The following is a 25,254-nucleotide window of genomic DNA, read 5'->3' on the forward strand; positions in this document are numbered from 1 at the left end:
GGAATCAACGGTGAACGAGGTCGCTGGTGTCCCACCGAAACTCACCGCCGTCGCGCCGGTCAGGTTCGTGCCGGTCAGCACGACCGTCGTCCCGCCGGCCACCGAACCGGCACTCGGCACCACCGTGGTCAGCGTGGGTACCGCGACGTAGGTATAGGAGACGCCGTTGCTGGTTCCGCCCGCGGTGGTGACGGTGACTTGCACCGTCCCGACCGCGTGGGCGGGGGCGACCGCGGTGATCTGGGTGGCGGAGTTGACGGTGAACGAGGTCGCTGGTGTGCCACCGAAACTCACCGCAGTCGCGCCGGTCAGGTTCGTCCCGGTGAGCACGACGGTGGTTCCGCCCGTCACCGAACCGAGGTTCGGTATCACCGTGGTCAGTGTGGGTACCGCGACGTAGGTGTAGGAGACGCCGTTGCTGGTTCCGCCCGCGGTGGTGACGGTGACCTGCACCGTCCCGACCGCGTGGGCGGGGGCGACCGCGGTGATCTGGGTGGCGGAATCAACGGTGAACGAAGTCGCCGGTGTGCCACCGAAACTCACCGCAGTCGCACCGGTCAGGTTCGTCCCGGTGAGCACGACCGTGGTTCCGCCCGTCACCGAACCGGCACTCGGCACCACCGTGGTCAATGTGGGTACCGCGACGTAGGTGTAGGCGACACCGTTGCTGGTTCCGCCCGCGGTGGTGACGGTGACCTGCACCGTCCCGACCGCGTGGGCCGGGGCGACCGCGGTGATCTGGGTAGCGGAATCAACGGTGAACGAAGTCGCCGGTGTCCCACCGAAACTCACCGCCGTCGCACCGGTCAGAGCGGTGCCGGTCAGCACAACCGTCGTCCCGCCCGTCACCGAACCGGCACTCGGCACCACCGTGGTCAACGTCGGTACCGCGACGTAGGTGTAGGCGACACCGTTACTGGTTCCGCCCGCGGTCGTGACGGTGACCTGCACCGTCCCCGCCGAACCCGCGGGGGCGACGGCGGTGATCTGGGTGGCGGAGTTGACGGTGAACGAGGTCGCTGGTGTCCCACCGAAACTCACCGCAGTCGCGCCGATCAGGTTCGTCCCGGTGAGCACGACGGTGGTTCCGCCCGTCACCGAACCGAGGTTCGGTACCACCGTGGTCAGCGTGGGTACCGCGACATAGGTGTAGGAGACACCGTTACTGGTACCGCCCGCGGTCGTGACGGTGACCTGCACCGTCCCGACCGCGTGGGCGGGGGCGACCGCGGTGATCTGGGTAGCGGAGTTGACGGTGAACGAGGTCGCTGGTGTCCCACCGAAACTCACCGAGGTCGCGCCGGTCAGGTTCGTCCCGGTGAGCACGACGGTGGTTCCGCCCGTCACCGATCCTGAAACGGGGGCGATACTGGTCAGGGTCGGCACCGCGGCATAGGTGTAGGAGACACCGTTACTGGCTCCGCCCGACCCGGTGACAGTCACCTGCACCGTCCCGGCCGTATGGGCGGGGGCGATGGCGGTGATCTGGGTGGCGGAGTTCACGGTGAATATCGTTGCGGTCGAACCGAATCGGACGGTCAACAGGCCGATGAACCCGGTACCCGTGATCGTCACGTTGTTCCCGCCCGCAGTCGGTCCGGCGGTCGGGGAGATGGAGGTGATGGTCGGAACCACGACGTAGACGTAGACAACCGGATTGCTGGTGCCGCCCGGTCCGGTGACGGTGACAGACACGATCCCGGTGCCCGCGGGGGTGACGGCGGTGATCTGGGTATTGGAGTTGACGGTGAACGAGGTCGCCGGTGCCCCACCGAAACTCACCGAAGTAACGCCGGTGAGACCCGACCCCGTGAGTGTCACTGTCGTCCCGCCCGCGGTCGTTCCTTGGCTGGGACTGATGCTGATCAACGCGGGCACCGCGAGATAGGTGTAGGACACCCCGTTGCTGGTGCCCGCCGAAGTGGTGACGGTGACCTGGACGGTACCGACCGAGCCGGCGGGGGCGATCGCGGTGATCTGCGTCGGAGAATCCAGGGTGAAAGTCGTTGCGGTAGTGCCGAACCGCACAGTGGTCGGCCCGGTGAACCCGGTACCGGTGATCGTGACGCTGGTTCCCCCTGTCACGGGCCCGGACGTCGGAGAGAGAGACGTGATGGTAGGCATGATGGTCGCCTCCTTAATACTTGTGGCAATTCCTCCGTTGGACCCGAGCGTGGTTTGCCCGAGTTCCCCTGGCGGCCCGCTACTTCCAGTATCAACACACCGCCGACCGACCTGAAGAGTTCGCTTTAATTCGTTATCGGATTCGCACACCGGTCGGTATCTCAAGGATTCCGGTCGGTATTCAACCACTGCCCGTTCCTACGCCCGAGCGCCTCACTATGATGGTTCGGTACGGCATTCCGCATGACAGTGACTCGATCACGCAGCCAATTAGGAGGTATCTGTGACCTTCCGTGCCTGGGCACTCTCAATTCGTGCCACCGGAACGGTATTCGGAACGCTTCAGCACAGAAACTCAGTACTATGCGGGGCTGGTGATCTGATCGTGTAGCGTGGCGGGGATCCAGTTGCGGTTATCCCGTTGGCCGGTCCCGATAACGGGACCATCCGGTTTTTGAGTCCGGGTTGTTTCCGATCCAGTTTCATGTGATTGGGCAGGCCACGGGGTGATAGGCGTGGCCGCAGCGGGCTGCGTACTCGGCCGAGGTCAGGCAGCCCCGCGCCGAGTGGCGGTGCCGCAGATCATTTTCGGTCTTGAAGTCGCCGATGACCGCTCGGGCTTCGATCAGGCTCGTCCGGTGACTACGGTTGAGGCATCGCGCAGCCGCCGGTCGAACGATTCGATATAGCCGTTGTTCCACGGCCTTTCCGGTCGAATGGAGGAGATTCCGACTCGGCCGCCGCAGCACTGTTGCAGCGCTTGGGAAATCGATGTCCATGCGCAGCCAGCGTGACTTTCGTGTCACTGGTCCAACTGCCGCCAATTGCAGCGGATACGAACACGCGACTGTCCCCCCACCGGCCGTGATTTGGGGGGGCGAAGGTGCTCGGGGGTAGTAATTGGTAAGGGCTCGTATTCAAGTGTTCTGAATTGGTCTGGTGGATGAGCGCGAAAACCGCTGAGAGCAACGGGCGCCGCAACTTGCCGCGCCCGTCCATCCTGTCGAGGGTGCCCCTTCAGAAGAAGTAGCTGCCGGATTGCCCCGCAGCTGCATTAGGGCGTCGAACGGAGTCGATGCCCGCCGTGTGTCCACGGGCGCCGGCGGTGGCGGGCCCGGAACCACCGCACCGAGCTTGGCGAAGTCCCGGTCGTAACCGGACGAAAAACAACGACAATGGCTTGACCAGCTGAGATGGCGCAACCCTCGTTTGTCCTGCGGTGCACCGTGATTGGTGCTTGGCTTGGCTGCCGATGAGGTTGGTCGGCGTGCTGGAGGTCGGGTTTCGTGGCGATGAAGGTGTTCGCGGCCGAGGAGTTGGCGCGGCTGCGTGAGTTCCCGGATATCAGCCGTGAGGAGTTGTTCCGGCACTGCACTCTCACTCCGGCTGACATCGCCTTTCTGACACCTGGTCGCGGGCGCGGCCCGGCGGAGCGGCTGGGTTTGTCGGTGGCGTTGTGCGCGCTGCCGCGGAGCTTCGGGCGCATGGGGGCGCCCCCGTGCCGGCCTCACCACTACACGGGCGTGTGCGACGGCGACGATCTCACCCAACGCCATGATCATCACCGGGGAATACCGCACATACCGAATAGCGGCACTCCACCGAGGGAGCATCTCACCGGGCACCTGAACCAGGTCCTGGCCGGGACCCGGTCCTGACACCAGCCTTAAGTAGCCGCGTACCGCGCTGACCGAACCGGCCAGGTCTCACGGAGGCCGGATACCGAGTTCGAGCCGCATCGGTGGCGGCACTGGTCGTCGATGTCGATGCCCCTGAGCCCGTGAGGTCCAGATCCGCGAACTGCATCGCGCGTAGATCACCAGCGGCACCCCGCGGGTGATCGAGCTGCGGTAGCTCGCACCAAGGTGATTCGGCTGCCGGGATCGTGCGGCTCGTCACGGTGCCGGACGAATCCACATGCCGGCCGGATCAGGCGATAGCACAGCCGACGGCGGCGGCCGCTGCGGAGAACTGATCGGTGGTCTGCGAGGTGTTGACGCTCAGCGTCGCCGCGGTCCCGTGCGGCGTGGCGATGGCCAGGGTGCTGAATCCGGGGATACCGCCGGCATGCCCCCAGACGTCCTTCATGTCCTTGCCGTCCTGTCCACAGGGCAGGCGCAGCCGGATCAGGCCGAGCCCGTAATTCATTTCTCCGGACTGCTCCATCGCGACGGTCTGCTGCATCTGCGTGAGTTGTGCTGCGGGAAGCAGCTTTCCGGCGACCAGGGCAAGGAAGAACCGGTTCAGATCGGCGCCGGTGGAGATGAGGGCGCCGGCGGCGCCCGCCCACGCCGCCTCGGTGTCGGTGGCATCGACCCAGTTGACGTCGACCTTGCGATAGCCCAGCGGATGCGGATCCCGGATGGTGGTGTCGCCGGCCGCGGGGAAGTAGGTGTCGCGCAGCGCGAGGGGTTCGAGGATGCGACTGCCGATCTCGACGGCGAGGGTTCGCCCGGTGAGCTTCTCGATCATCATGCCCAGCAGCACGTAATTGGTGTTCGTGTACTCGAACCGCGCCCCCGGCTCGAACTGTGGTGGCATGCTCATCGCGATCCCCACCAGATCCGCCGGTGCGAGATCCCGATACGCCTTGCCGTCACTGGTCTGATCGAGCTGCTGCGGCAACTTGTTCGAGGGATCCTCGGGCGCGAAGTCCGCCAGTCCGCTCATGTGCTGCAGCAGCTGCCGCACACTGATGCGGTCGCCGTCATTGCCGTTGCCCCGCACCACGCCCGGTAGATAGCGTGAGATAGGCGCATCGAGGTCAACCTTGTTCTCGGCGGCGAGCTGCAACACCACTGTGGCCACGAAAGTCTTGGTGACACTGCCGATCCGGAAATGTGCGCCCTCCGTGTAGGGCACTCCGGTGGCCACGTCTCCCGCCCCCGCGGTCACGACCTGCCGCCCGCCGGGACCTTCGAGAACCACTTGTGCCCCGGGCATCCCGGAACGCACCGCCGCTGTCACCGCATCGGACACCTGCTCGACCGCCGGCGACCGACCCACGGTTTCCCCCGCCCCACTCCCGCACCCGGCCACCACCACCGCCGCGACCACCAAGCCACACCGGAACCCATTCGCACCCATGCGTCCACTCTAAGGACGACCCTTCTCCCACCCATCCGGTAAAACCCGGAATCCTGTACTCGGGGTGTGAGGTCCAGGTCCGCGAAAAGTCACGCCAAGCCCCCGGGGCCGTCTTGCGGCTGGTGACTCGTTCCTCAACGACCGGTGCCGCCCTGGGATCTTCGATGAACTCTGTTGTGGCACATGGGTATAGCGGAGCCGATCCTCATCGTTGAGCGATGGGCACGCCGAGCGGGGACTGGTAACGACCCGTATTCAACCGGTCTGTATTCCCCTGATCGCCTCTCTTGGTCGCGACCGGTTTTCCTGGCGGGGTCCGCCGCTGGCGAAACCCCGTGGCCCCGAATGTCGTCCGGCGGCGATGATGGCGGGCATGAGCCTGATGGAGTACTGGCCCTTGGCCGGATTGCGGGTGCGGACACCGCGTCTGGAACTGAGAATGCCTGGTTTGGAGGACCTGGGCGCGCTTGCTGGGCTGGCCGTAGCGGGAGTACATGATCCGGCGGTGCAGCCGTTCACTGCGGAGTGGACCGATGCGGAACCGGACGAACGTGCGCAGCGGGTACTGCGGTGGCACTGGCGATGCTGGGCCGACTGGCAGGTCGATGCGTGGGCACTGAATCTCGTCGTGCTCCGAGAGGGGGAGTTGGTTGGAACCCAAACGATCAGTGCGAAGGACTTCGCGGTCTGCTGCGAGGTGAACACCGGATCCTGGCTCGGCCGAACCCATCACGGGCAAGGCATTGGAACCGAGATGCGAGCCGCGGTGCTGGAGTTGGCCTTCGCTCATCTCGGGGCCGAGTCGGCGGTATCGGGCGCGTTCGTAGACAACCTGGGCTCACACGGAGTCTCACGCAAACTCGGATACGAGCCCGACGGGCTCGAGGTGCATGCAGTGCGGGGAAAACCGGCGGTGATACGCCGGTTGCGGCTGACCCGTGAAAGATGGGAAGCGCATCGGAGCATGCCGGTGGAAGTGACCGGGCTAGCGGAGTGCCTGCCACTATTCGGAGCCCGAATCAAACCGTGACGGCGACGAGCAAACCACTTTGACCTGCCGGTTCGGTGTCAGAACTGGCAAGGACCCGTATTCAACTCATCGGTAGTCCTCGCCTCGCTGGGATTGACTGGGCGGGTATCGGGGCTGCGGCGGATGCCACGCGAGCACCTGCTGGCGGTGCTGGTCGCGACCGTGTTCACGCTGCGGGCCGGCGCCGCCGATGACGTGCTCGAGTTGTTCGACCAGGTGATGGTCAACGACCACTCGCCGCTGCCGAGCCATTCTCAGGGCATTGCAGCCGATTTCGCGCCGTCGCCGCGCGGGAAGCGAGGAGCCCTGCCCGGTACTCCTGTGCCCCGCCGCCCTGACCGATCTGCCGAATTTCGCTCAGGGCGGCGGATAACGACGAGCTACGAGCCGCTGGATCCGCTGCCGCTGGACGGGAATCCGCTTCCGCTCGAGGTGGATCCACCGGACGGGGCTTTCCAGCCGGTGGGCAGATCGCCGATCCGAACGCGCTGCGGATGGTCGCCCACCGGAATGGAGACGATCTTGGATCCGGTGGCGAAGTCGATGGCTGTCACCTGGTCGGCGGCGCTTTCGGAGATGACGCACGCCTTGCCGTCACCGCTGACGGTGGCCCAGTAGGGCTTGGACGCCGGGACGAGCTGCCCCGGGCTCAGGTCGGTGAGATCGACGATCGTGGCGTAATCGTCCATGGTGCCGGCGATGCACAGTCGTTTGCCGGTGGGGTCCATGGACATTCCGTGGTGCCGTGAGTCATTGACCCAGGTGCGCCGATCCGGGTTGGTGGCGGGGTTTTTGGGCAGTTCCTTGGCGCGCAGGATGCGATCGGAGGCCACGTCGTATTCGAGGAATCCATTGAAGAACGACACCTGGAAGTACAGCTTGCTCTCGTCGGGACTGAAGGCCACCGGGCGCACCGCGTCCGAAAGATCGTTGCGGCCGAACGCGTTCAGGCGATCACGCATATCGATGACCCTGATCGGCTGATAGGTGGCGGCATCGACAATGGTGATCTTCCGATCGCCCTTGCTGGAATCCTGTTCCGGGGAGTCCTGATCGGAGTTCACCTCACCGATCGCCATGTTCCACAGTTTTCCGTCCGAGGTGAAGACGTTCTCGTGTGGTTTGTCGCCGGTGCCGAACCGGCCGAGCTCGGCCCCGGTCCGAATATTGAGCACGTGCACGGTATTGCTGGTCGAGGCGGACACCGCGACCCGGTTGCCGTCCGGTGATACCGCCATATGGTCGGCCCGGAACCCGGAGACGGGAAACCGCCACTTCACCTTGCCGGTCGCGGTGTCGATCGAGGCCACGTCGGCGAAACTCGGCCGCGACACGACGATCGCGGACCCGTCCGGGGTGGTGTACATATCGTCGATGTACTGGTCGTGGCCTTCGCCGACGGTCTGACGAATGCCGAGGAAGAACGCGAGTCGCACCGGATTGAGGTAGATCTCCCGGAGACGGTCGTCCTTGTCCGGAATCAGGTTGATCCGGCCGATCTTGGCGAAATCGCCGGTCGAGCCGATGACGTCGGCGACCCCTTCCCAATTGTTTCCGACCAGCATCACCTCCCGCAGCCCCGGCTCCGCGACCGCCTGACCGGCCCCGAAAGCCGACGTGCCGACGAGCATGGCCGCGGCCGCCGCCGATGCGGTACCGTGCCACACCCTTGCGAGTCGACGGGCTGGGCGTGAGACATGCATGAGTTCCTCCGAGCAAGCAATTGAAATGAATAAGTTTCAAATTGGTTACCGGATCGTAGGTACTGGCCGACCGAACCACAAGGTGGTGCCCGTGCCGGACCCTATGTTCCGTGCTGGGCGGAAGAGATTGAAGCGCTTGGCAATCCGGGACCGAGTGACAGCGATCCGGGGTTGCCGGGGTTCTGGTAGCATCCGCCGAAAGTCGGGCGGATATCAGCGCGGTCACCATAGGTTCTGGTCAGCGGAACGAATTTGAGTGGCCGTCGCGTCGCCTCGCTGTGCACCGGAAGTGCGGTGCCTTACCGGCCTCACGCCTGTCCGATTCTTCAAAGACGCCACGCTCACCGCCGCCTAGCCTCCGGTTCATGAGTATCGACCTGGAAGCTGCCCGACAGTTCATCGAATCCGGCGCCCGTGTTCTGGAACGCCACCGGCTCGCCGTCCTTCTCGACAACGGGCCTGTCGAGCCCGTGCTGACCGCGCTCGCGGCGTATCAGAACCGTGACGGTGGGTTCGGCCATGCCCTCGAGCCCGACGTGCGGTGCCCTGGCAGCCAACCGGCCGCGGCAGTGGTGGCCCTCGACGTCCTCGCCGACATCAACGCCACCCGCGCCCCCATGGTGACCGAGATCGCCGACTGGATCGCCACCATCGCCCACCCCGACGGCGGTATCCCCACCGTGCTGCCCTCGGCAGACGGCCACCCCCGCACACCCTGGATGACACCGAGCCCGGAAGCGGGCTTCCTCACCTACGCCCTCGCGGCCGGATTGTGGCGACTCGGCGCACAGCATTCGTGGCTCGACACCGCGACGACCTGGTGCTGGAACCAGATCGAGGCGATCGACGAACCGGTCGGCTACACCGTCAAATTCGCCTTGCAGTTTCTCGACGCAGTCCCCGACCCCACCCGCGCCGCCGCGGCCATCGAGCTGCTACGTCCGGCGATCCGCGAGGACGGCACGGTGCCCGTCGAAGGCGGAATCGAGAACGAGCACATCAAACCTCTCGACCTTTCGCCCCGACCCGACACACCGAGCCGGGCCCTGTTCGACGACTCCACGATGACCGCCGAACTGCAGCGACTCGAACACGAACAACTCGATGACGGCGGCTGGGACTTCGACTTCCTGCACTACTTTTCCGGCCAGACCGTGGAATGGCGCGGCCTGACCACCCTGGCCGCCATCCGAACCCTGCGCGAGCACCGACGGATCTGACCCGCACGGAAAAAGCTGATTCGACATCTGCAACATCGAGGACCACGACGCCCGAGGACGTCGTCAGCCGTTGCTTTCCGAACGTCCACCGGGCACGCCTGCTCGGTCCTGACTATCGAAGCCGATGCCGCCCGACTGTCGAGTTCGGTAGGGCGGGAAGTACATCGGTGGGTGCATCCAGCGCGAGGTGCAGGCGGGTGCAGAAGGCGTCGATGCTGTCGTAGCGAGTGAGAACCTCTTCGAGTAGCCGGTGACCGGCTGTCGCTTCGATCGTGTAGCTCACTTCTGTCCCCTCTCGGAAGTGCTGCCGCGGGTCTGGACTGGCGTTGTCCGGCATTCTGCACGCTGTCCTCGCCCCCGGGGCAGCTTCTCCGCAGCTATCTATGACTTTTTGTGCCGATAGCACTCTCGATTCGTGTCAGCAGGCGAGGAATCGACCTGCTCGGATCTCGGCGGCCAGTACCGTCCGACGAAGGGCGGGATGGTCGGGACACATGGTGGCCGCTCGGGTTCGGTTACTCCGCCGCGACCGTTTCGCCTCGCCCGCCGGGTGGATCGCTCAGACTCCCGATCCACCCGGCCCCGCCCCGCCATCACCGGTGAAAGACCGGCACGGGAGTTCGCCTGCCCGGGCTTGTTCGCCGACAGGCATCCTGCGCGAGCCAGCCCGGGTAGAGATTCACCAAGAGGTTGCCGAGTCTCGGGCTTCTGGCACGAAAGGTCATACCTCTCAGCACTGTTGCGCCGTCCTTCCCATCTACAGTGGTCGTTGTCTCCGGGTGCTGGGGGTTCGCCCGGAGATGATGGGTAGGTGTCTCGACTCTGCCGGTCCCAAGCGCACATCCCAGCGTTCGGCGATCGAGACCCCTACTCCCGGCCCAGATTCCTCGCGTGCAGGCGACACCACTCGGCGCACTCCCCATTTTGGTGCGAATCGGGGACCTGGACGCCGATCGGATTCCTGCACCGGAACCGGGCGGTCGATCGTTCTCGAACGCAAGCATGGTCTCGGTGAACCAAGACAGGAGGCGGCTTCGGTGTCGATCCCCGTCGGTGTCGATGCGGTGTGGTGGACACGCCTTGCTGTGACACCGCCTGGACGGTGGCGCGGTCTAGGCTTGCCAAGCGGTATCCCTCCGTGTGGGTTTGCCCCATGTGTTGTCGAGTTGCCCATCGTCGCGAACCGGAAGGCTCCAGGCATGCGACGTTCGTTCACTGGCGCCGTGGTCGCTATGGTCGCGGCGAATCTGGCCGGGGTGGGTTTGTGGGCCGGTGGCGCCGGTCTCGGTCGCGCTCAGCCGCCCGGCGCGGATGCCTCCGGTGGGGGAGTCCATGTGACGGCGTCGGTCGACAGCATCGAGGCGAGCCCGCCCGGTGACCGGACACCGAACGTCCTCATGACGTTCTCGCATGCCGCGCAGATATCCGGCGCTTACTCGGTCAGCGTGGACGGCGGCCCGATCACCTCGGGTGAGGCGGTCGCGGGATTCATCCTCGGCTGCGGGATCAGTGTGGACGGCGGCTTCGACGCCGATCTCGGCGCCTATCAACAGCTGGGCGCGAGTACTCCCGGTCAGGTCATCAGTCCCGCTGTCATCGGGAATCTGGGTGTGGCCGAAGGCGTGTTCGCGAACTTGGGACCCGGCCAGGTCACTGTCGCGAGAACGGAGACGGCCCGCCTGGGTGCCACCACGACGTTCCCGCTTCACATCGCGTTCGACAATGCCGCGCTCAATATCGCCCAATGCGCCTCGCCGGTGGCGGCCGTCCCGTTCGTCACCACCACGGTGAGCACCGCTGAGAGGCTGGTGCAGACCACCGCCTACGGTGACCAGTTCACCTTCTGAAGCGGTGGCCCGGTTGGAGTTGTAATCCTTGCGCGCCGCAAAGTGTCTCGTTGAAGGGTGTGGGGCCCAGTGGCGCGAAGGGGCGCGCTAGGCCAGACCGGGCGGTTTTGGGTCCCTGATTCGGCTGATCGGTGAGCGTCGTTGCCCTGAGCTCATGGCAAGGCTGTCGCGGTTGACGAACGGATTCTCGAACACCGCCACCGTTGAACCCGAAGCGCTCGAAGCCGGGATCGTCAGCGTTCGGCCGAGGATCGTTTTGCCGGACCAGGTTGCCTAGCCGGAAGCGCCTGTGCCCCAACCATATCCAGTGCCGCTCGTCGATTTTCGAAGTCCCCCTTTCTGATTTCGAAGGATTCGGCGAGTGCGGATGCTTCGATGGTGTGTGCTGCTCAGTCGGTGATGTGGTCGAAGTCGATGAGCAGGTGTTGGGGGCCGCGGAAGATTTGGCTTCGCCGATAGGGTGGCGGGTCGGCGAGCAGGCGGGGTGTGGCGACGCGGCGTAGGAAGGTTTCCAGCGCCAGGTTGACTTCCAGTCGTGCGAGCGGACCGCCGAGGCAGGTGTGGATGCCGCTGCCCCAGCCGAAGTGTTCGTTGTCGGGGCGGTGCAGGTCGAAGCGGTTCGGGTTGGCGAAGCGGTGCGGGTCGCGGTTGGCGGCGGCGTAGACCAGGTGTACCGCGGCCCCCTCCGGGATGACGGTGCCGGCGATGTCGATATCGGCGGTGGCGCTGCGGCTGGGGAAGAACTGCACCGCCGCCTGCAGCCGCTGAACCTCCTCGATCGCGCGCGGGAGCAACTCCGGTCGGCTGCGGACCTGGTCGTAGGACCCGGGGTTGCGCAGCAGCGTCATCACACAGTTGGCGATGGTGTTGACCGTCGAGTCATGACCGGCGACCAACAGCAGCACCGCATTGGACAACACCTGTTCGGCCGGCATCGGACCATCGGGGCCGTCGTCGTGAATCAGTTTGGACAGCAATCCCGGCCCGGGCTCGCGTTGGAGTTGCTCGATCAAGCCGGCCAGATAGCGCATGAGTGCGTCACGGCTTGCGCGGGACGCCTCGGCGCGTGCCCTACCCTGCTCGGTGCCCGCGTCCGGGCCCAGATCCATGCCGGCCAACATGTCGTGGATCCAGGCATGGAACCGGGGTTCGTCGGCGAGCGGGACACCGAGGATCTTGCAGACCACCATCACCGGCACCGGGTAGGCGTAATCGTCGACCACGTCCATCCCGGTTTTGCCGCCGGCCTTGATGCGGTCGAGCAGCTGGTTGCACAATCGCGCGATGTCGGGCTCCATACCGGGGATGACATCAGGTGAATGCGGTGGGCCGAAATGGCGCATGACCTGTCGGCGCGCCCGATCGTGCTCGGGGGGATCGGAGACGATGATGCTCGGCCGGCGACCATAGGCCTGCATGTCCTCGGCGCCGGGCTCAGAGCTCGTGCCCGCGGCCAGGGCAGCACCCACCGGGCTGCGGCTGATATCGGAGCTGATGCGGGGGTCGTGCGCCAGCGTCAGCAGTTCCTGGTAGCCGGTCACCACATACAGGTTGTCGGCCACTCGCGCGACGGGGGTCTGGCGCAGTTGGTCGAAGAACGGATACGGGTCGGCGCGATGTTCGTACTTCATCGCCTCTGCCCAGGCGCTCGCTGCAGTCATGCTGGCTCCCTTGGTCAGTGGAACTCGGCGGTCCGTGAGGTGGGGTCGTGACCGGTCAGCACCACGTCGGGAATCTCGGTCGGCACCCGCGGGTCGGGAAAGCGGGCAGGCATCGGTGCCGGATCGGGCGCTCGGTCATAGCCCGGCGGCGGTGGAGGGAACGGCGCGGAGCGCTCGATCATCGCCGCGTAGTACGGAAGCCACTTGCCATGATTAAACGTCACCGCCCCGACGATGCGGCCGCGGCGGCCGTAAGCCGCGGCGAAGCGATAGTCCTCGGGAGACCCCTGGGTGAACACGATCTCATCGCCGAACGAGCACACCCCCACACCCTTGATATTGACCCCGAATTGGCCCGACCAGAACGACGGCAGCGGCAGATGCGGTCGCCGCTCGGTCTCCAGACTGATCATGTTGTTCGCGGCGACCTGCGCCCCGAACACGGCGTTGTCCCAGTGTTCCATCGAGATGAACTGATACTCGTACAGCACGTGTGGCTGGCGCGCGACATCCCCGGCCACGAAAATGTTGTCGGTCACCACCCCGTTGACGTCGAACGCGCGACAGCCCGCATCGCAACCGACTCCCCAGAAACCGGCGGCCAGCCCGGCACCCGCCAGCCACTCGACGTTGCGGATCGACCCCAACGACGCCACCACTACATCGACATCGAGCGTGGTCCCATCAGAGAGCCGGGCGCGGCGTACATGCCCGCCGGCATCGCCGTCGAGGGATTCCACCGATACGCCGGTGCGCAGGTCGACTCCCGCGCCGCGCTGCATCCGGGCGGCGATGTCGCCGATCACCCCGCCCAGCGGCCCGACCAGCGGCCCGCCTCCGCGCTCGGCGACGGTCACCGGCAACCCCAGCTCGCGGCACACCGACGCCATCTCCGAGCCGACAAACCCCGAGCCGACGACGAGAACCCGCTTCGGGCTCGAATGCAGTGCCGCCTGTAGCCGGGCCGCGTCATCGCAGGTGCGCACCGTGAACACCCCCCGCAGGGCGGCCTCGGCCGGGTTGAACCACGGCCGTGCCCGAACGCCGGTGGCGATGAGCAGCCGGTCGTAGGGCACCGCATCTCCGGTGGCCAGCAAAACCTGTTTGTTCACCCGGTCCAAACCGGTCGCGGCCACACCAAGCCGCCACTGCGCGTCGATGTCCCGCATGCGGGGAAGCTTGGTGTGATCGGCGCGAACCCAGCCCTCGAGGACCTGCTTGGACAACGGCGGGCGGTCATACGGTTCGCGCGCCTCGTCACCGATGAGGGTCAAAGGGCCACAGAAGCCCTTGTCCCGCAACGCCTCCGCGGCACGGAGCCCCGCAAGCGATGCCCCCACGATCACGATCCGACCCTCCGCGCGAAACATCCTGACCAGGTCCGCGGCTAGCGACGCGGTGCTCATGCCGCAGGCTCCGGCCCGTCGGGCGTATAGGTCTCCACGACGATCGCCTGCACCGGGCACGCCGCCGCCGCCCGCAACACGCGCTGGCGCTGCGCGTCATCAGGGTTGGGGTCATACGCCAGCGCCTCCTCACCCAGCATTTCGAGCACATCCGGTGCCAGCGGAACGCACTGCGCGTACCCCTGACACCGATTCAGATCAACCACGATGCGCATACCGTCAGCTCCTCATCCGAACCATGTCCCGATGTGGTCACAACCTGCTGAACCCGCTGCGGGCCGGAGACGCGCGTACGCCCGCAAAGGTCGGACGTGAACTCCCAGAAGACGATCACGCCCCGAAGTACCAGTGCCGGGCGGGCGCCTCATAGAGGATTCGTAGCACCCGATACCGACGGTCCAGTCATGCGCCGGCCGACAACCGACGCCATCTTCAGTCTCCCCCCGCAAGGCACGGACACCACCGCCGGATCCCGGTATCCCGGTTCACTCCGGGAAGAGCCGAGATCCGAGCACGGCGTGTGCCTCCCGAAAGGTGCGGACTGCGGCAATGCTGACACCATCACCGGCCGAGCCACGGGCACGCCGCTGCTCGCAGCGCCTTCGGCGACGTGGCCGTGACGGGAGGAGGCGTTCGGGTTCGTCAGGCGATCGTTTCCGAACAGCTTGACCAACCGCAGGTGGCGGCACGCAATGACATTCCTGTGGCGTAGATGGTCGGTGACCGGTAGCTCTACTCGTTGTGTGAACGGCGGCAGCGTCGTTCGCCAGGGGAGTCCGGTAACGACTTCGCCAGCGGGTGGCCACGATCGGGGCCCAGGGGTTATGCCGGCCGGGTTGTTGGTGTGTGCTGAGATGTCGGCGCAGCACGCGACCCGGGTGTCCGACCCGATACGAGGGTCACGCCCCTCGTGCACTGACGGACGCTGGGGCGAGGCCCTTGTCCATCCCGAGCCGGGATGTGGCCATGGCGACTGAGACCAGAAGAGCTTCGACCGCACGCCGCTGGCGGGCGGTGCGCGACTGCGTGCGCAGGCTGCTCACTGCGCCGGACGACATCAGCCGCTGGAACTCCGATCGCGCGGGACGTCCGGTTCCCGACCGGCGCATACGCCGCAAAAGGGGCTAGCGATATCCCTCTTTCGCGCAACGTGTTTGGCGGAGTCGAGGCATGGGAAGCCTGTCGGCGGGCATTCGATCACGAGACCGAACGCGCCAGGCCTGTCTGCGGGGTCTGGAGCGTTGTTCGTGCTCGGATGGTCTTGGACCGCCCTGCCCGGGCGGCCTCCCGGCTCCGGCTGCAACCGGCTCCGGTGCTGTACACGGCAGTCCCCATCGGTGGGTGCGACACCCACATCACCAGAAGCCCTGCGCCCGCCGATGGCACAGCATCACCTCTTCATCACCTCTTCGCGGCCGTCCTCGACTTTGCCGGCCGCGTCCGCATCATCGGCGAGAAAGGGACCGCATGCCAGAGGCCGTGGACAGTGCGAGCGCGGTGCAGCTGCTGAGACAGATCCTGGACCGCTACGGCAGCCTGGAAGCGTTCTTGAGCCAGCTGTACCGCGAACTCGACCAACCCACCGAGGAGATCCCGCGCCTGAACCTCGACCTGCCGGCGTGGATGGAGCCGCTCACCGCAACCGCACCCGACCGCGATGAAGGTCGGGGTCGGCATGCTTGGCGTTCATGCTGACAACGCCGGCCTACTCGCAGATGTCGAACTCAGCTGCCAGACAGCCTTTTCGTTGAACCCTGACCATGGGGCACCTCCGCATGCCATCGGCCAACCCCGTGGAATTCGGGGTGGCGCGGGAGGCGGGCGGGGGTTCATGAACGGCAATAATTTGAGACCCTTTGGTCTGTTTCGTGGGTGCGCTGCTGGTCATGGCTGAAAGACAAAGGGACGAAGGGGAAACGGGCTCGCCGAATTCCGATCATCGAGGAGCTACGGCCGATTGCATTGACAGCGATCACTCGGGCACGCGCGCGAGTCGACGCAGATCCCGCAATGAAGAACGTAGACACGGCCATTCGGGAGGGGGAGTACCGTGTAACGCCCGGCTCCTCGTTGGACCCCGTGGTGGGCGAATCCGCTACACCGTTCCTCGACGCGCCACACACGAGGACGAAGTTGTCGCCGAGCTTGGTTACGAGCACCTCCGGCGACATGCCCTCCGGCGCGCCGGGTTGACATGGTTCGCTAACGCGGGCGTGCTGCTGCACCTGCTTCGGGAAATCGCTGGGCACTCCGACCCGCGGGTCACCCAGCTATATCTGCACCCGTACAACGCGGCCTTTCCGCAGGCTGGCGATCTACTGTCGCTACACCTCGAAGCGCCAAAACGGCCACCAGTTGGCCACCATCTCCGGGGCGTCAAATGCAAAGAAATTCCCTTCCGACCAGGTCGGAAGGGAATTTTCTTGGTCGGGCTGGCAGGATTTGAACCTGCGACCACTTGATCCACAGGGGCGCAGTCAAGAGGTTTGCGCACGTCGCGCACCCAATCATCCGTTCGCTCGGTGTGCGTGACCAGCGGGTGTTCACCGGCGTGCACGCTGTGCGGTCCCCAGATGGTCCCCATGGATCTGCTATCGAAGGCCAGACGTCAAATCGTGGGTGCGGGATGGGGTCTGTGATGCGTACGCCAGGCCGAACGGCCAAGTCTCTTTGATGCGCCCGGCGGAATCGAACCTGCGATCTAGGGATTAGAACAGCGTACCGCTACTCGACGCTACGGTTTGTTGTCAAGAACAATCGAAAAAGCTTGTCCGCCTGTTGATTTGGCTGTCCAGACACCGTCTTTCGCAACCGAACACAATTGCGAAAGACGGTGTCGGGCCGTGAATTTGGTGGGTGATTGTTGGGGCCTGCTAGGAGCTAGTTGTCCTCTTGGGTTGCGAGGATCGTTTGGCCGGCCTAAAGGGTGGAGCCTCTCCCTCAGTACGGATGGGGCTCTGAAGACGGTTTGCAATCCGATGATCTGAGGGGCTGGAATGTTCTCGGACAGTGAGGGTTTGATTTCTCAGGCTGTTTTGTTCCGTGCGAACCAGGCGGACTCTACTTCGTTCGGCGTGCGGTAGTCAATCGCGGAGTGGAGTCGAATCTGGTTGTACCGTAACTCGATATAGGCGGTGATGTCACGGCGGGCGTGTTCGCGGGTCCGATAGTGGGTGCGGTGGACGCGTTCGTTTTTCAGGGTGGCGTTGAACGACTCGGCCCAGGCATTGTCGAAACAGGTTCGGGACTGCCCCGAGTTCGGTTGACTCGCTGACCTGCCAAGGAATCAACCAAACCGGGGGCAGTCCCCAGCGCATCCGGGGGCATCGACGTTTCGGGCGTCGATCGGTGCGCGACACCGCCCGGCGGATGCCGACGCGCGGGAACACGATCCGCCGCACAGGGGGCAGCCGGCGGCGGCCACCACCGCCACCAGCAACCAGAACCGACCGCGCCAGGGTGCGCGCACCGGCCCGCCGGTAAGGCCCGGTACATCGCCCACGCCGCCCGCGCCGGAATCGGCTACCACCTCGACCGCAACACCCCCACGACGCTCCGCGCGAGCTGGATGGCTCAGGAGTTGCTCACCACCTTCGCCACCGACCTGTCCGAGGTCGCCCTCATTCCCGGCGAGGGCGGCGTCTTCCGCATCACCGTCGACGGTGACCAGATCTGGGAACGTAAGGCCGACGGCGGTTTTCCCGATATCGCCATCCTCGAGCAGCGTGTCCGCGACCGGGTGGCGCCCGGCCGCTCGCTCGGCCACGCGGACAAGAAGGACACCGAACCGGCGAGCTAGCGGCTCGAGCGGGGCGCCATCGCGAGCTCCCCACGGCGGGCAGCCCGCCGCCACCGCTGTCCGGAGTCGATGACACGCCTGATCTTGCGCACACTGGGTACCTGCGTGAGCAGGTGCAGCTGATACCGCCACGGCATTTGCCGCCCGTGCCGGACCGACATCGCATAGGCGAACTGCACGGCGCCGCGATCGAGATACCGGTCGGCGTGTTCGAACCAGACCATGCTGGTACGGGCGGCGGCCTGTATCGGGCGCAGTGCAGCGCGCCGCTGCGCATCGTAATTCTTCAGTGCGTCGGCGACCTCGGCATGCTCGTACAGGTTCTGTGCGAGCACGACAGCGTCGACGATTGCCAACCGGGTGCCTGAGCCGATGGTGAAGTGCGTCGTGTGCGCCGCATCGCCGAGCAGCACCACGTTGTCGTGATACCAGGTCTTGTTGGTCACCTCGGGAAATCGGCTCCACCTTGCGAATTCGCCTCGTGTCTTGCTGATCAACGAGTGACCGTCGAGAGGGCGGCCGAATATGTTCTCCAGAACCCGCACGTTCTGCAGATCGTCCAGGGAATCGAATCCCAGTCCATGCCAAGTCCGCGGTTGGCATTCGACGATGCAGGTGCTGATTCTCCCGGCAATCGACGGGTAGGCGTGAAACCAGATCCAACCGGCCGAGGTGTGTTCGAAGGCGAAGGTGAATCGGGTGAAGACCTTGTCCGTGCCGAGCCAGATATATCGATTCTCGCCGAGTGTGACCGACGTGCCGAAACGATGATCACCCAGCTGTCGTATCCGGCTGTTCGCGCCGTCGGAGGCGACGATGAGATCGAAATCGTCGAAGCCGGACAGATCATCCACGTTTCGCCCGTGCTGGACATCGACGCCCAGGTCCCTCGCCCGTCGCGAAAGCACGTCGAGCAAGGCCGCGCGCCCCATGCTGAACCCGTAGCCCCCGAAATGCGCGGTCTCGTTGTCGCACACATGGATTGCCTGTTCACGCCATACGACCGACCCGGCACGCACCGCCTGGGCGCTGTCGGGGTCATTCCGATACAGAATGTCGAGCAGGTCGTCCCAATACACGACGCCCCAGCCATAGGTGGATCCGGGAGGATCGCGGTCGATCACCGTGATGTCATGGGCCGGGTCGCGGCGCTTCATCGAAATAGCGAAGTACAACCCGGCCGGCCCGCCACCGACACACACGATCTTCATCTCGTCACCGGCTCCAGCCGAGTTGGTCGAACCTGGCTTCACATGGGTGGTACTCGATGCGACCGAGCCCGGCACGCTGTGCGTGTCCGGGCTCGATCACCAGCGCTAGAAGCTGCCCCAGCCACCGGGTAGCCACCAGCCGGGATTCCATCCCCAGCCGTTGCCGCCACCCCAACCCCAGCCGCCGCCACCCCAACCCCAGCCGCCATCGCCCCAGCCGGGGCCGTTTCCCCAGCCGTGGCCGCCGCCCCAACCGTGGCCGCCGCCCCAACCGTGGCCGCCGCCCCAGCCGGGGCCGTTTCCCCAGCCGTGGCCGCCGCCCCAACCAGGGCTGTCGACTTGCTGGGTTACAGACGTTGGCGTGGTTGCTTGCGCGGTAGGCGCTTTTGCCGCGGCTGCGGCGACCGGAATCGCGGCGAGTGCGGCTATACCGGCGGCAGCCGCCAGCCGGGTGAACCTTGTGCGTGAACTCTTTCTCTCGGTCATGATAGGGCTCCAGAAATGCTGTCCCGACCTGCTGGAAGTCTACGCGGTTTCGCCGAACTCTAGAAGACATAGCATTGGCCCATATATAATGCCCGCCGCGTCCCGCTGGCCGCCGGCTCAGCTGCTACAGCCGCCCCCACAGCAGCCGCCACCGCTCGACGGGGCCGGCGCGGGTGCGGGGGCGGTGCCGCCGCGAGTCACGGTCCCGAAGGTGGAGGGATGTCGGCGCCTTCCACAACCCGCCGCGGGTCAAGGTGTGCAGCGAGCAGGGGCCGATCATCATCCGGGGATTCGGGGAGTGGGGGCCGGTGTTCGAGCGAGATTTCACCGCGGCCATCCGCGGGATCGCGCCCGCGGCGGACATCGATCTGGAGTGGGGCTATCTATCCGGACGAACGTTGAGCTGACCCGGCGATCACGAAGGACCGATTCCTCCCATGCTGGGAGATTGCGCCACTAGGTTCGGATCGGTGAGACGGTGCGGGTTGCTGCCGTCCACATTCATCTCCCAGACTTCGGCGTTCGACTGGGTCCGGCTCATACGTGTGTAGAGGATTCTCCTGCCATCAGGCGAGAGGGACAGGCCGCCGACCCCATCGGTGGTGAGGGCCCGGATATCGGTGCCGTCGCGTTTCATCGTGTAGATCTCGGACTGGTCCCTGCCACCTCGATTGCTGGTGAATACGATGTCAGCGCCGTCGGCGGCAAATTTCGGACCGGAGTTGTAGAACTGGTCCCGCAGCAGTTCCCGCTGGCCGGTGCCGTCGCCCGCCATGAGCCAAATGATCCCCGCCCTGACGAAAACGATCGCCGAACCATCGCGCGCAAACGAGGGGGAGTTGGCCGACACCAGATCGGGGCCCACCGTGGCAGGGTCCGGGATATCGGTGAGTCGCCGAAGATTTTCGCCGGTACTGTCCACCAGGTAGATGGCGCCGCCGCGGGCGAAAGCGATGGTGTGCCCGTCGGGCGCGAACGTCGGGCCGTATCCGCCGTCCGCGACTCTCGTGATATTGCCGCCATCCGGATCCATCGTGGAGATCCCGGCGCCAGCCACGACGATCCTCGAACCATCCAGTGCGAAACTCGGGTCCGAGCCCGTGGCAATGCGAGTGACCCCACTACCGTCCGGATTCATCACGAACACTGACTGCCAGCCATCCGCAAACGCGATCTTCAGCGGCCCCGGCACCCCGGCGGCACCCCGCACCGTCGGCGCCGAATCCTCCACCCGCCCCGTGGATTCCGTGGCACACCCGCCCACGAACCCCGTCACGACAACGGCGCCCACCACGATCCACCGCTTCCGACCCAGTGCCTCGACCATCTCATCCGATCTATCCGCAGTTCCGCGCACACCACCGAACCACCTCATTGTGGCTGTGCCGCAACGAACGTTAGACGCAAACGACCCAGGTGCCATGCCCCCAGCTTCTCGGGGGCTGCGGATGCTGCTGAACGTCCAGATACAGCACGCACATGGAGGCTCCAGACCCGATTCATCGATCGCGCCGAGGGCGGACCGCACACGCGGCGCACCCTCGACGGGCAGCACGAGTTGGCGGGCCAGGTCGCGCTGATCGTGCCCGCGCAGCAGGCTCAGATCGAGGCCGAGGAGATCGCCACGCAGCAGCGGAAGCTGATCGTCGGCGCGGGACCGGCTGGCGCGGACGTTTCCGTTCCCGCCCCCGCGCCCGCCGCGGCGTCCCTACACCCCCGGCGAACTGCGCACCCTGGCCGAGATCCGCCAGGCGTGGAATTGTCGGCCACCGTCAGTGCCGGAATCGCCGAGAACCCTGCCCCCGTCCGGCAGCAACGAACTGGGGCAGTCGCGCGATCGCCGGCGACCCGACCCCGCTCCGACATCGCGCCCCTGGTCCCTGACTCGAGTTGAAATCGGTTTGCTCAGCGGGATCGGACTGCGCGACGCTGCACGATATGGACATGCACGCCGACCCCACTGGCCGTCTCGCTCGAAGCGGTGCGCGAACTGGTGGATGAACAATTCCCCTCATGGCGTGGTCTATCGATCAGCGGGGCCACCATGACAGGCACCGTGAACGCCATGTACCGCATCGGTGACCAGTTGGCGGCGCGGTTCCCGCTGCAGCCCGCAGACATCGACTCGACCCGGCGACAACTGCACGCCGAGGCGGCAGTTGCCCGGCAGCTGCTGGGCAGCACCCGGTTCCGCACACCCGAACCGGTGGCAGTGGGCGAGCCCGGGGCAGGCTACCCGCGGCCCTGGTCGGTGCACACCTGGATACCCGGAACCGCGGCCACCGACGAGGACCCCGGCCAGTCCGTCGCGTTCGCACACGATTTGGCCGAGTTCATCAGCGGTGTCCGCGAGATCGACACGCACGGGTAGACATTCAACGGCCAAGGACGCGGCGGCCAGTTGTGCTCCCACGACGCATGGATGCAGACCTGTTTGCAGCGCAGCGAGCATCTTCTCGACGTCGCGGTGCGCCGGATCTGGGAGGCGATGCGGGAACTGCCACGCGGCACGGCAGCCGACGTCATGAATCACGGCGACTTGATTGCCGGTAACGTGCTGGCGTCGCATGGTCGCCTGGCCGGGGTGATCGATGTCGGGGGAGCGGGACCCGCCGACCCCGCCCTGGACCGCGGGCTCCAGGACAAGGGGACGAAAGGTAAACGCGCCCGGTCGGTTCCGATCATCGAGCAGCTTCGTCCTTTGGTGGAGAGCCGGATTGCGGCCACCGGCAAGAAACCCGATGCCCGGCTATTTCCTTATCGGGTACCAACATTTGACTGGGGGTCAAGTGGTCGCAGGTTCAAATTCTGTCAGCCCGACCAAGAAAAATCCCCTCCGACTTCGGTCGGAGGGGATTTTCTATTATTTGACCAATCGGAGCTGGGGACCGATTCGGCGCTCGGAGGTGGATCGACAGCAGGTTGCCGTCATTCTGGAGGGCCTTCATATCTGGGTGTAGATACCGCTGGGTGATTCGCGGGTCGGTGTGGCCTGCGATCTGTTGGAGTCGATGGACAGGCACCCCGGCGTCGGCGAACCATGTGAGGCCCGTATGCCGCAGGCTGTGCCTCCGCAGGTGTTCGTAGCCCAACGTGGCGACCACTTCATCCCAGCGTGTTGCGCGCCGTAACACGGTGACCTGGATCCGCCCACCGCGCGGGCCGGCGAACATTCGGTGCACGCAATACTCGTTGTTCTGGCGTGCGCATCGAGCATACCCGCTGGCTGCGGGTGGTGTGGGTAGATCGGGTGGTCCGCACTCGGTCCACGAGGATCGTTGAAATCGGGGGCGCTGGTCCAGGATTGGTCCACAGAACCGGGGCGGAATCGATGCAATCGAATCTGCGGCGTGGGGTGATTCCCGAGTGCATTTTCCGGTGCGAATCGGAGGCTCTGGTTCGTGTCTGCCTTGGTGTGATGTCGAGCGAATCGAGGGGGCGTACCGTTTGCGCAGCAAACGGGTAGGTCGGGTCGGAGTTGGGTGCCGCGTTGTCTTTGCTTGCGCCGCAGTCCCGGTGGGCTGGGTTTCCGGTGGCGTCGCGGCCGATGAGACGCCGGGTTCGGTGATGGTGTAGGTGGCGGTGGTCGTGGTGCCCTGCGGGGTCTGCGCGCTGGTAGAGGTGACGTTGACGAACACGTCGACCTTTGATCTTGCGGTTGTCGGTTCGGTGTGCGTGCCCCCTTAACTCAGGGCGCAGCGGCGGTATCACCGAGTCACTTGCGAACGATAGTGTTCGTTGACCGGGGTTTCCGGGTGAAGGATGGAGTGGCTACGTGAGTGGAGGAAGCATGCTGGGCCGTAGAATTGCCTGGGGCGCACAGTGTTTGGTGGCATCAGGTGCGGCTGTGGCTTTGAGTGCCGCGCCGGCCTCGGCGGCCGAGGTGATCGACCTGGGAATCGGGTTCAGCAACGGAACCCTCTTCGTCGGCGGAACCTACGCTTTGAGCGCGACGGCTACCGGCGGCGCCATGGGATCGGTGGCGATGTTGCCTTTCGTTCCCGGCGGTGTGGTGTTCGAGGACAACGGAGCCTGTGTCGGTTCGGCCAAGCCGTCGTACTCGAGTCTCGCGTCCGTGAACTGGACCCCGAGTGTTGTCGGTGAGCACACTCTCACCGCCACCTACGAGGGCAGCCGAAAGACCATTGTCGTCAACGTGGTGCCGCTCGCGGACGGTACGACGAGCGTGCCCGCGAAGCCGGGCAACTGCGCGGGTACCGGTAGCGCGTAGCTCCGAGCGCGCTAGGACTCTGATCGGTTCCCGCTCCCCGACGGGTGCGGGGAGCGGGAACCGTGCCCGAACGATCCATTGCACGACAGCGCGGTCGATCATGCCGCTGGTGATGATCGGTGGCGGCAGGTGCCCCAATGTCGGTACGACGCGTTTGCGCCAGCCGGACAGGTAGGGATCCTTGGTTTTTCCTTCGAGTCCGGCCAGTGCGAGGTCCATGTTGTCGGTCCCGTACTGCTGCAGGCTCGTGCACGCGAGCACTGGGTCGATATCGCGTGCGGCGAGCCGTTTGAGCCTGTCGATCCAATTCTGGGCTTCGGTTTCGAACACTTCCGATTTCGACAGCCGTGCGTGGGTATGCGGATCAGGCCAGCGGATGCGAGCACGGAAAGGGTTGCCGGCGCCGACGCGGTGCAGGGTTTCGATATCGGTGGTGAGTTTGATCCCGATCGGTATCGGTACTGCATCAGTCATTTCGCCTCACCCCTCACGGTGAGACCGGCTACTCCGTGGACGGAACGATATGGCGGGCGGCTAGATACACCTCGAGATCGTGCTCGGGGTATTTCGCAACGCGTTCGGAGATCTGGATGAAACCCGGTCCCTCCAATGGCTGGCCGCGCCGCCACCGACGCAGGGTGGAGGCGTCGACGCCGAGGCTGCGCGATGCCACACATTGGGATGATGTGGTGGCGCGGTTGGGGTTCGAGCATCTCCGGCGGCACGATCTGAAGAACACCGGGCTGACCTGGTTCGCGGATGCCGGAGTGCCGCTGCATCGGCTTCAACGAATCGCCGGGCACACCGATCCTCGGATAACCCAGCGATATCTGCATCCGAACATCAGGGCTCTGCAGGGCGACGGCGAGCTGTTGGCACGCTACCTGGCGCACGGGGGTCCCCAGATACCCGAGCTACTGGCCTGGGACCGGACTATCCGCGTGCCGAACCGAGTGGCCCCAAATCTGCGGGTGATCGAATAACGGAAAATCCCCTCCGACCGAAGTCGGAGGGGATTTTTCTTGGTCGGGCTGACAGGATTTGAACCTGCGACCACTTGACCCCCAGCTATCGTCGGGACGCGTTTGCGCACGTCACAAGCAGTAAAGCGGCGATCCTCTGCTGCCGGATGTGCTGATCGTCCATAGTCGTGAACAACGTGTGGCCCCAGATCGGCCCCAAGGAGGTGTCCAGGCTTGGGTCTACCTCGTGATGTACCTCATGTGGGTGGTGCTGTGGCTGGCTCTTAGTGCGCGCCAGTGTCAGCGCCATCGGCGGTGTGGTGAGCGGTTGCCGGAGCCACGAGCTCAGGGGGCTCATCCCCGCGCACGCGGGGAGCACTCAGAGGTGACCCTCCAGGTTGCTTTCCTCCCGGGCTCATCCCCGCGCATGCGGGGAGCACCTGTCGGCCGGGGTGAGCCAGCCGTTGCGGCAGGGCTCATCCCCGCG

Annotated in this window: 19 protein-coding genes, 3 pseudogenes and 1 CRISPR repeat array (1 of these 23 only partly in view); of the genes and pseudogenes, 10 read left to right on the forward strand and 12 right to left on the reverse strand. The window is 65.4% G+C overall.

The features are described from left to right. Together ACFYTS_RS34155 and ACFYTS_RS34160 are read right to left on the reverse strand one after the other, a co-directional pair. Positions 1 to 2,124: beta strand repeat-containing protein (locus ACFYTS_RS34155; RefSeq protein WP_387309428.1), on the reverse strand; the 2,124-nt coding region annotated here is incomplete at its 3' end. A gap of 625 nt (positions 2,125 to 2,749) precedes the next feature. Then, complete coding sequence (locus ACFYTS_RS34160; protein ID WP_387309456.1) at positions 2,750 to 2,893, reverse strand: integrase core domain-containing protein; 144 nt, start codon at positions 2,891 to 2,893, stop codon at positions 2,750 to 2,752. Positions 2,894 to 3,410: 517 nt separating this feature from the next. On the opposite strand from ACFYTS_RS34160, the pseudogene ACFYTS_RS34165 reads away from it, so the two are divergent. Next, a pseudogene (locus tag ACFYTS_RS34165) lies at positions 3,411 to 3,593 on the forward strand (DUF4158 domain-containing protein); the annotation flags it as partial. A 460-nt stretch (positions 3,594 to 4,053) separates the two neighbouring features. On the opposite strand, the gene ACFYTS_RS34170 reads toward ACFYTS_RS34165, so the two are convergent. Next, complete coding sequence (locus tag ACFYTS_RS34170) at positions 4,054 to 5,211, reverse strand: serine hydrolase domain-containing protein (protein ID WP_387309429.1); 1,158 nt, start codon at positions 5,209 to 5,211, stop codon at positions 4,054 to 4,056. Between the two features lie 373 nt (positions 5,212 to 5,584). On the opposite strand from ACFYTS_RS34170, the gene ACFYTS_RS34175 reads away from it, so the two are divergent. Next, on the forward strand, positions 5,585 to 6,241 hold the full coding sequence (locus tag ACFYTS_RS34175; protein WP_387309430.1) for a GNAT family N-acetyltransferase: 657 nt from the start codon (positions 5,585 to 5,587) through the stop codon (positions 6,239 to 6,241). A gap of 380 nt (positions 6,242 to 6,621) precedes the next feature. On the opposite strand, the gene ACFYTS_RS34180 is transcribed toward ACFYTS_RS34175, so the two are convergent. Then, positions 6,622 to 7,908 (reverse strand): YncE family protein, encoded by a 1,287-nt coding sequence (locus tag ACFYTS_RS34180; protein ID WP_387309431.1) that lies wholly within the window; start codon positions 7,906 to 7,908, stop codon positions 6,622 to 6,624. A 401-nt stretch (positions 7,909 to 8,309) separates the two neighbouring features. Between ACFYTS_RS34180 and ACFYTS_RS34185 the strand changes: the two genes are divergently transcribed. Further along, a complete protein-coding gene (locus tag ACFYTS_RS34185; RefSeq protein ID WP_387309432.1) occupies positions 8,310 to 9,164 on the forward strand; it encodes a hypothetical protein in 855 nt (284 codons plus the stop codon). A gap of 1,232 nt (positions 9,165 to 10,396) precedes the next feature. After that, a complete protein-coding gene (locus ACFYTS_RS34190; protein WP_387309457.1) occupies positions 10,397 to 11,011 on the forward strand; it encodes an MspA family porin in 615 nt (204 codons plus the stop codon). A 389-nt stretch (positions 11,012 to 11,400) separates the two neighbouring features. Here the strand turns inward: ACFYTS_RS34190 and ACFYTS_RS34195 are convergent, their stop codons facing one another. The 3 genes from ACFYTS_RS34195 to ACFYTS_RS34205 are packed head-to-tail and all read right to left on the reverse strand — an operon-like array spanning position 11,401 to position 14,293. Then, on the reverse strand, positions 11,401 to 12,672 hold the full coding sequence (locus ACFYTS_RS34195) for a cytochrome P450 (RefSeq protein WP_357278108.1): 1,272 nt from the start codon (positions 12,670 to 12,672) through the stop codon (positions 11,401 to 11,403). 14 nt (positions 12,673 to 12,686) lie between these two features. Further along, positions 12,687 to 14,078 carry an NAD(P)/FAD-dependent oxidoreductase gene (locus ACFYTS_RS34200; RefSeq protein ID WP_387309433.1) on the reverse strand — a complete coding sequence of 464 codons (1,392 nt, stop codon included), beginning with the start codon at positions 14,076 to 14,078 and terminating at the stop codon, positions 12,687 to 12,689. Beyond that, entirely contained in the window at positions 14,075 to 14,293 is a 219-nt protein-coding gene (locus tag ACFYTS_RS34205; protein ID WP_387309434.1) for a ferredoxin, read from the reverse strand. The genes ACFYTS_RS34200 and ACFYTS_RS34205 overlap by 4 nt, the downstream gene beginning before the upstream one ends. Before the next feature lie 1,252 nt (positions 14,294 to 15,545). On the opposite strand from ACFYTS_RS34205, the gene ACFYTS_RS34210 reads away from it, so the two are divergent. Both ACFYTS_RS34210 and ACFYTS_RS34215 read left to right on the forward strand, forming a co-directional pair. After that, positions 15,546 to 15,773, forward strand: a complete 228-nt coding sequence (locus ACFYTS_RS34210; protein WP_387309435.1) for a hypothetical protein — start codon at positions 15,546 to 15,548, stop codon at positions 15,771 to 15,773. A gap of 191 nt (positions 15,774 to 15,964) precedes the next feature. Further along, positions 15,965 to 16,540, forward strand: coding sequence for a tyrosine-type recombinase/integrase (locus ACFYTS_RS34215; protein ID WP_387309458.1), 576 nt, complete (start codon positions 15,965 to 15,967; stop codon positions 16,538 to 16,540). Between the two features lie 563 nt (positions 16,541 to 17,103). Here ACFYTS_RS34215 and ACFYTS_RS34220 read toward each other — a convergent pair. After that, positions 17,104 to 17,319, reverse strand: a pseudogene (locus ACFYTS_RS34220) (integrase core domain-containing protein); the annotation flags it as partial. 276 nt (positions 17,320 to 17,595) lie between these two features. Between ACFYTS_RS34220 and ACFYTS_RS34225 the strand changes: the two are divergent. After that, positions 17,596 to 17,877, forward strand: a complete 282-nt coding sequence (locus tag ACFYTS_RS34225; RefSeq protein WP_387309459.1) for a SelT/SelW/SelH family protein — start codon at positions 17,596 to 17,598, stop codon at positions 17,875 to 17,877. On the opposite strand, the gene ACFYTS_RS34230 is transcribed toward ACFYTS_RS34225, so the two are convergent. The 3 genes from ACFYTS_RS34230 to ACFYTS_RS34240 all read right to left on the reverse strand — a co-directional run bounded on the left by ACFYTS_RS34230 (position 17,874) and on the right by ACFYTS_RS34240 (position 20,901). Next, positions 17,874 to 19,163: an FAD-dependent monooxygenase gene (locus ACFYTS_RS34230; RefSeq protein WP_387309436.1), complete on the reverse strand. Its 1,290-nt coding sequence runs from the start codon at positions 19,161 to 19,163 to the stop codon at positions 17,874 to 17,876. The genes ACFYTS_RS34225 and ACFYTS_RS34230 overlap by 4 nt on opposite strands. A 30-nt stretch (positions 19,164 to 19,193) precedes the next feature. Beyond that, on the reverse strand, positions 19,194 to 19,574 hold the full coding sequence (locus ACFYTS_RS34235; RefSeq protein ID WP_387309437.1) for a hypothetical protein: 381 nt from the start codon (positions 19,572 to 19,574) through the stop codon (positions 19,194 to 19,196). A gap of 415 nt (positions 19,575 to 19,989) precedes the next feature. Beyond that, positions 19,990 to 20,901 carry a TolB family protein gene (locus ACFYTS_RS34240; protein WP_387309438.1) on the reverse strand — a complete coding sequence of 304 codons (912 nt, stop codon included), beginning with the start codon at positions 20,899 to 20,901 and terminating at the stop codon, positions 19,990 to 19,992. A gap of 738 nt (positions 20,902 to 21,639) precedes the next feature. Between ACFYTS_RS34240 and ACFYTS_RS34245 the strand changes: the two are divergent. Further along, positions 21,640 to 22,143 (forward strand): annotated as a pseudogene (locus ACFYTS_RS34245) (phosphotransferase); the annotation flags it as partial. Positions 22,144 to 22,375: 232 nt separating this feature from the next. Here the strand turns inward: ACFYTS_RS34245 and ACFYTS_RS34250 are convergent. Continuing rightward, positions 22,376 to 22,747 (reverse strand): tyrosine-type recombinase/integrase, encoded by a 372-nt coding sequence (locus ACFYTS_RS34250; RefSeq protein WP_387309460.1) that lies wholly within the window; start codon positions 22,745 to 22,747, stop codon positions 22,376 to 22,378. A 674-nt stretch (positions 22,748 to 23,421) separates the two neighbouring features. Between ACFYTS_RS34250 and ACFYTS_RS34255 the strand changes: the two genes are divergently transcribed. Next, positions 23,422 to 23,805: a hypothetical protein gene (locus ACFYTS_RS34255; RefSeq protein ID WP_357278052.1), complete on the forward strand. Its 384-nt coding sequence runs from the start codon at positions 23,422 to 23,424 to the stop codon at positions 23,803 to 23,805. A gap of 590 nt (positions 23,806 to 24,395) precedes the next feature. Further along, positions 24,396 to 24,788 (forward strand): tyrosine-type recombinase/integrase, encoded by a 393-nt coding sequence (locus tag ACFYTS_RS34260; RefSeq protein ID WP_387309439.1) that lies wholly within the window; start codon positions 24,396 to 24,398, stop codon positions 24,786 to 24,788. A gap of 333 nt (positions 24,789 to 25,121) precedes the next feature. After that, a CRISPR array of direct repeats spans positions 25,122 to 25,254; the repeat unit is 24 nt; it runs 804 nt beyond the window's last position.

Origin of the sequence: Nocardia sp. NPDC004151, from assembly GCF_042874235.1 — a bacterium.
Lineage (GTDB): Bacteria > Actinomycetota > Actinomycetes > Mycobacteriales > Mycobacteriaceae > Nocardia.

Coding starts and splice junctions, on each gene's coding strand:
- ACFYTS_RS34215 (WP_387309458.1), top strand. CDS start 15,965: ATGGCTGAAAGACAAAGGGACGAAGGGGAAACGGGCTCGCCGAATTCC.
- ACFYTS_RS34195 (WP_357278108.1), bottom strand. CDS start 12,672: ATGACTGCAGCGAGCGCCTGGGCAGAGGCGATGAAGTACGAACATCGC.
- ACFYTS_RS34210 (WP_387309435.1), top strand. CDS start 15,546: ATGCCAGAGGCCGTGGACAGTGCGAGCGCGGTGCAGCTGCTGAGACAG.
- ACFYTS_RS34250 (WP_387309460.1), bottom strand. CDS start 22,747: ATGTTCGCCGGCCCGCGCGGTGGGCGGATCCAGGTCACCGTGTTACGG.
- ACFYTS_RS34260 (WP_387309439.1), top strand. CDS start 24,396: ATGAAACCCGGTCCCTCCAATGGCTGGCCGCGCCGCCACCGACGCAGG.
- ACFYTS_RS34185 (WP_387309432.1), top strand. CDS start 8,310: ATGAGTATCGACCTGGAAGCTGCCCGACAGTTCATCGAATCCGGCGCC.
- ACFYTS_RS34170 (WP_387309429.1), bottom strand. CDS start 5,211: ATGGGTGCGAATGGGTTCCGGTGTGGCTTGGTGGTCGCGGCGGTGGTG.
- ACFYTS_RS34235 (WP_387309437.1), bottom strand. CDS start 19,574: ATGACCGAGAGAAAGAGTTCACGCACAAGGTTCACCCGGCTGGCGGCT.
- ACFYTS_RS34175 (WP_387309430.1), top strand. CDS start 5,585: ATGAGCCTGATGGAGTACTGGCCCTTGGCCGGATTGCGGGTGCGGACA.
- ACFYTS_RS34240 (WP_387309438.1), bottom strand. CDS start 20,901: ATGGTCGAGGCACTGGGTCGGAAGCGGTGGATCGTGGTGGGCGCCGTT.
- ACFYTS_RS34190 (WP_387309457.1), top strand. CDS start 10,397: ATGGTCGCGGCGAATCTGGCCGGGGTGGGTTTGTGGGCCGGTGGCGCC.
- ACFYTS_RS34200 (WP_387309433.1), bottom strand. CDS start 14,078: ATGAGCACCGCGTCGCTAGCCGCGGACCTGGTCAGGATGTTTCGCGCG.
- ACFYTS_RS34205 (WP_387309434.1), bottom strand. CDS start 14,293: ATGCGCATCGTGGTTGATCTGAATCGGTGTCAGGGGTACGCGCAGTGC.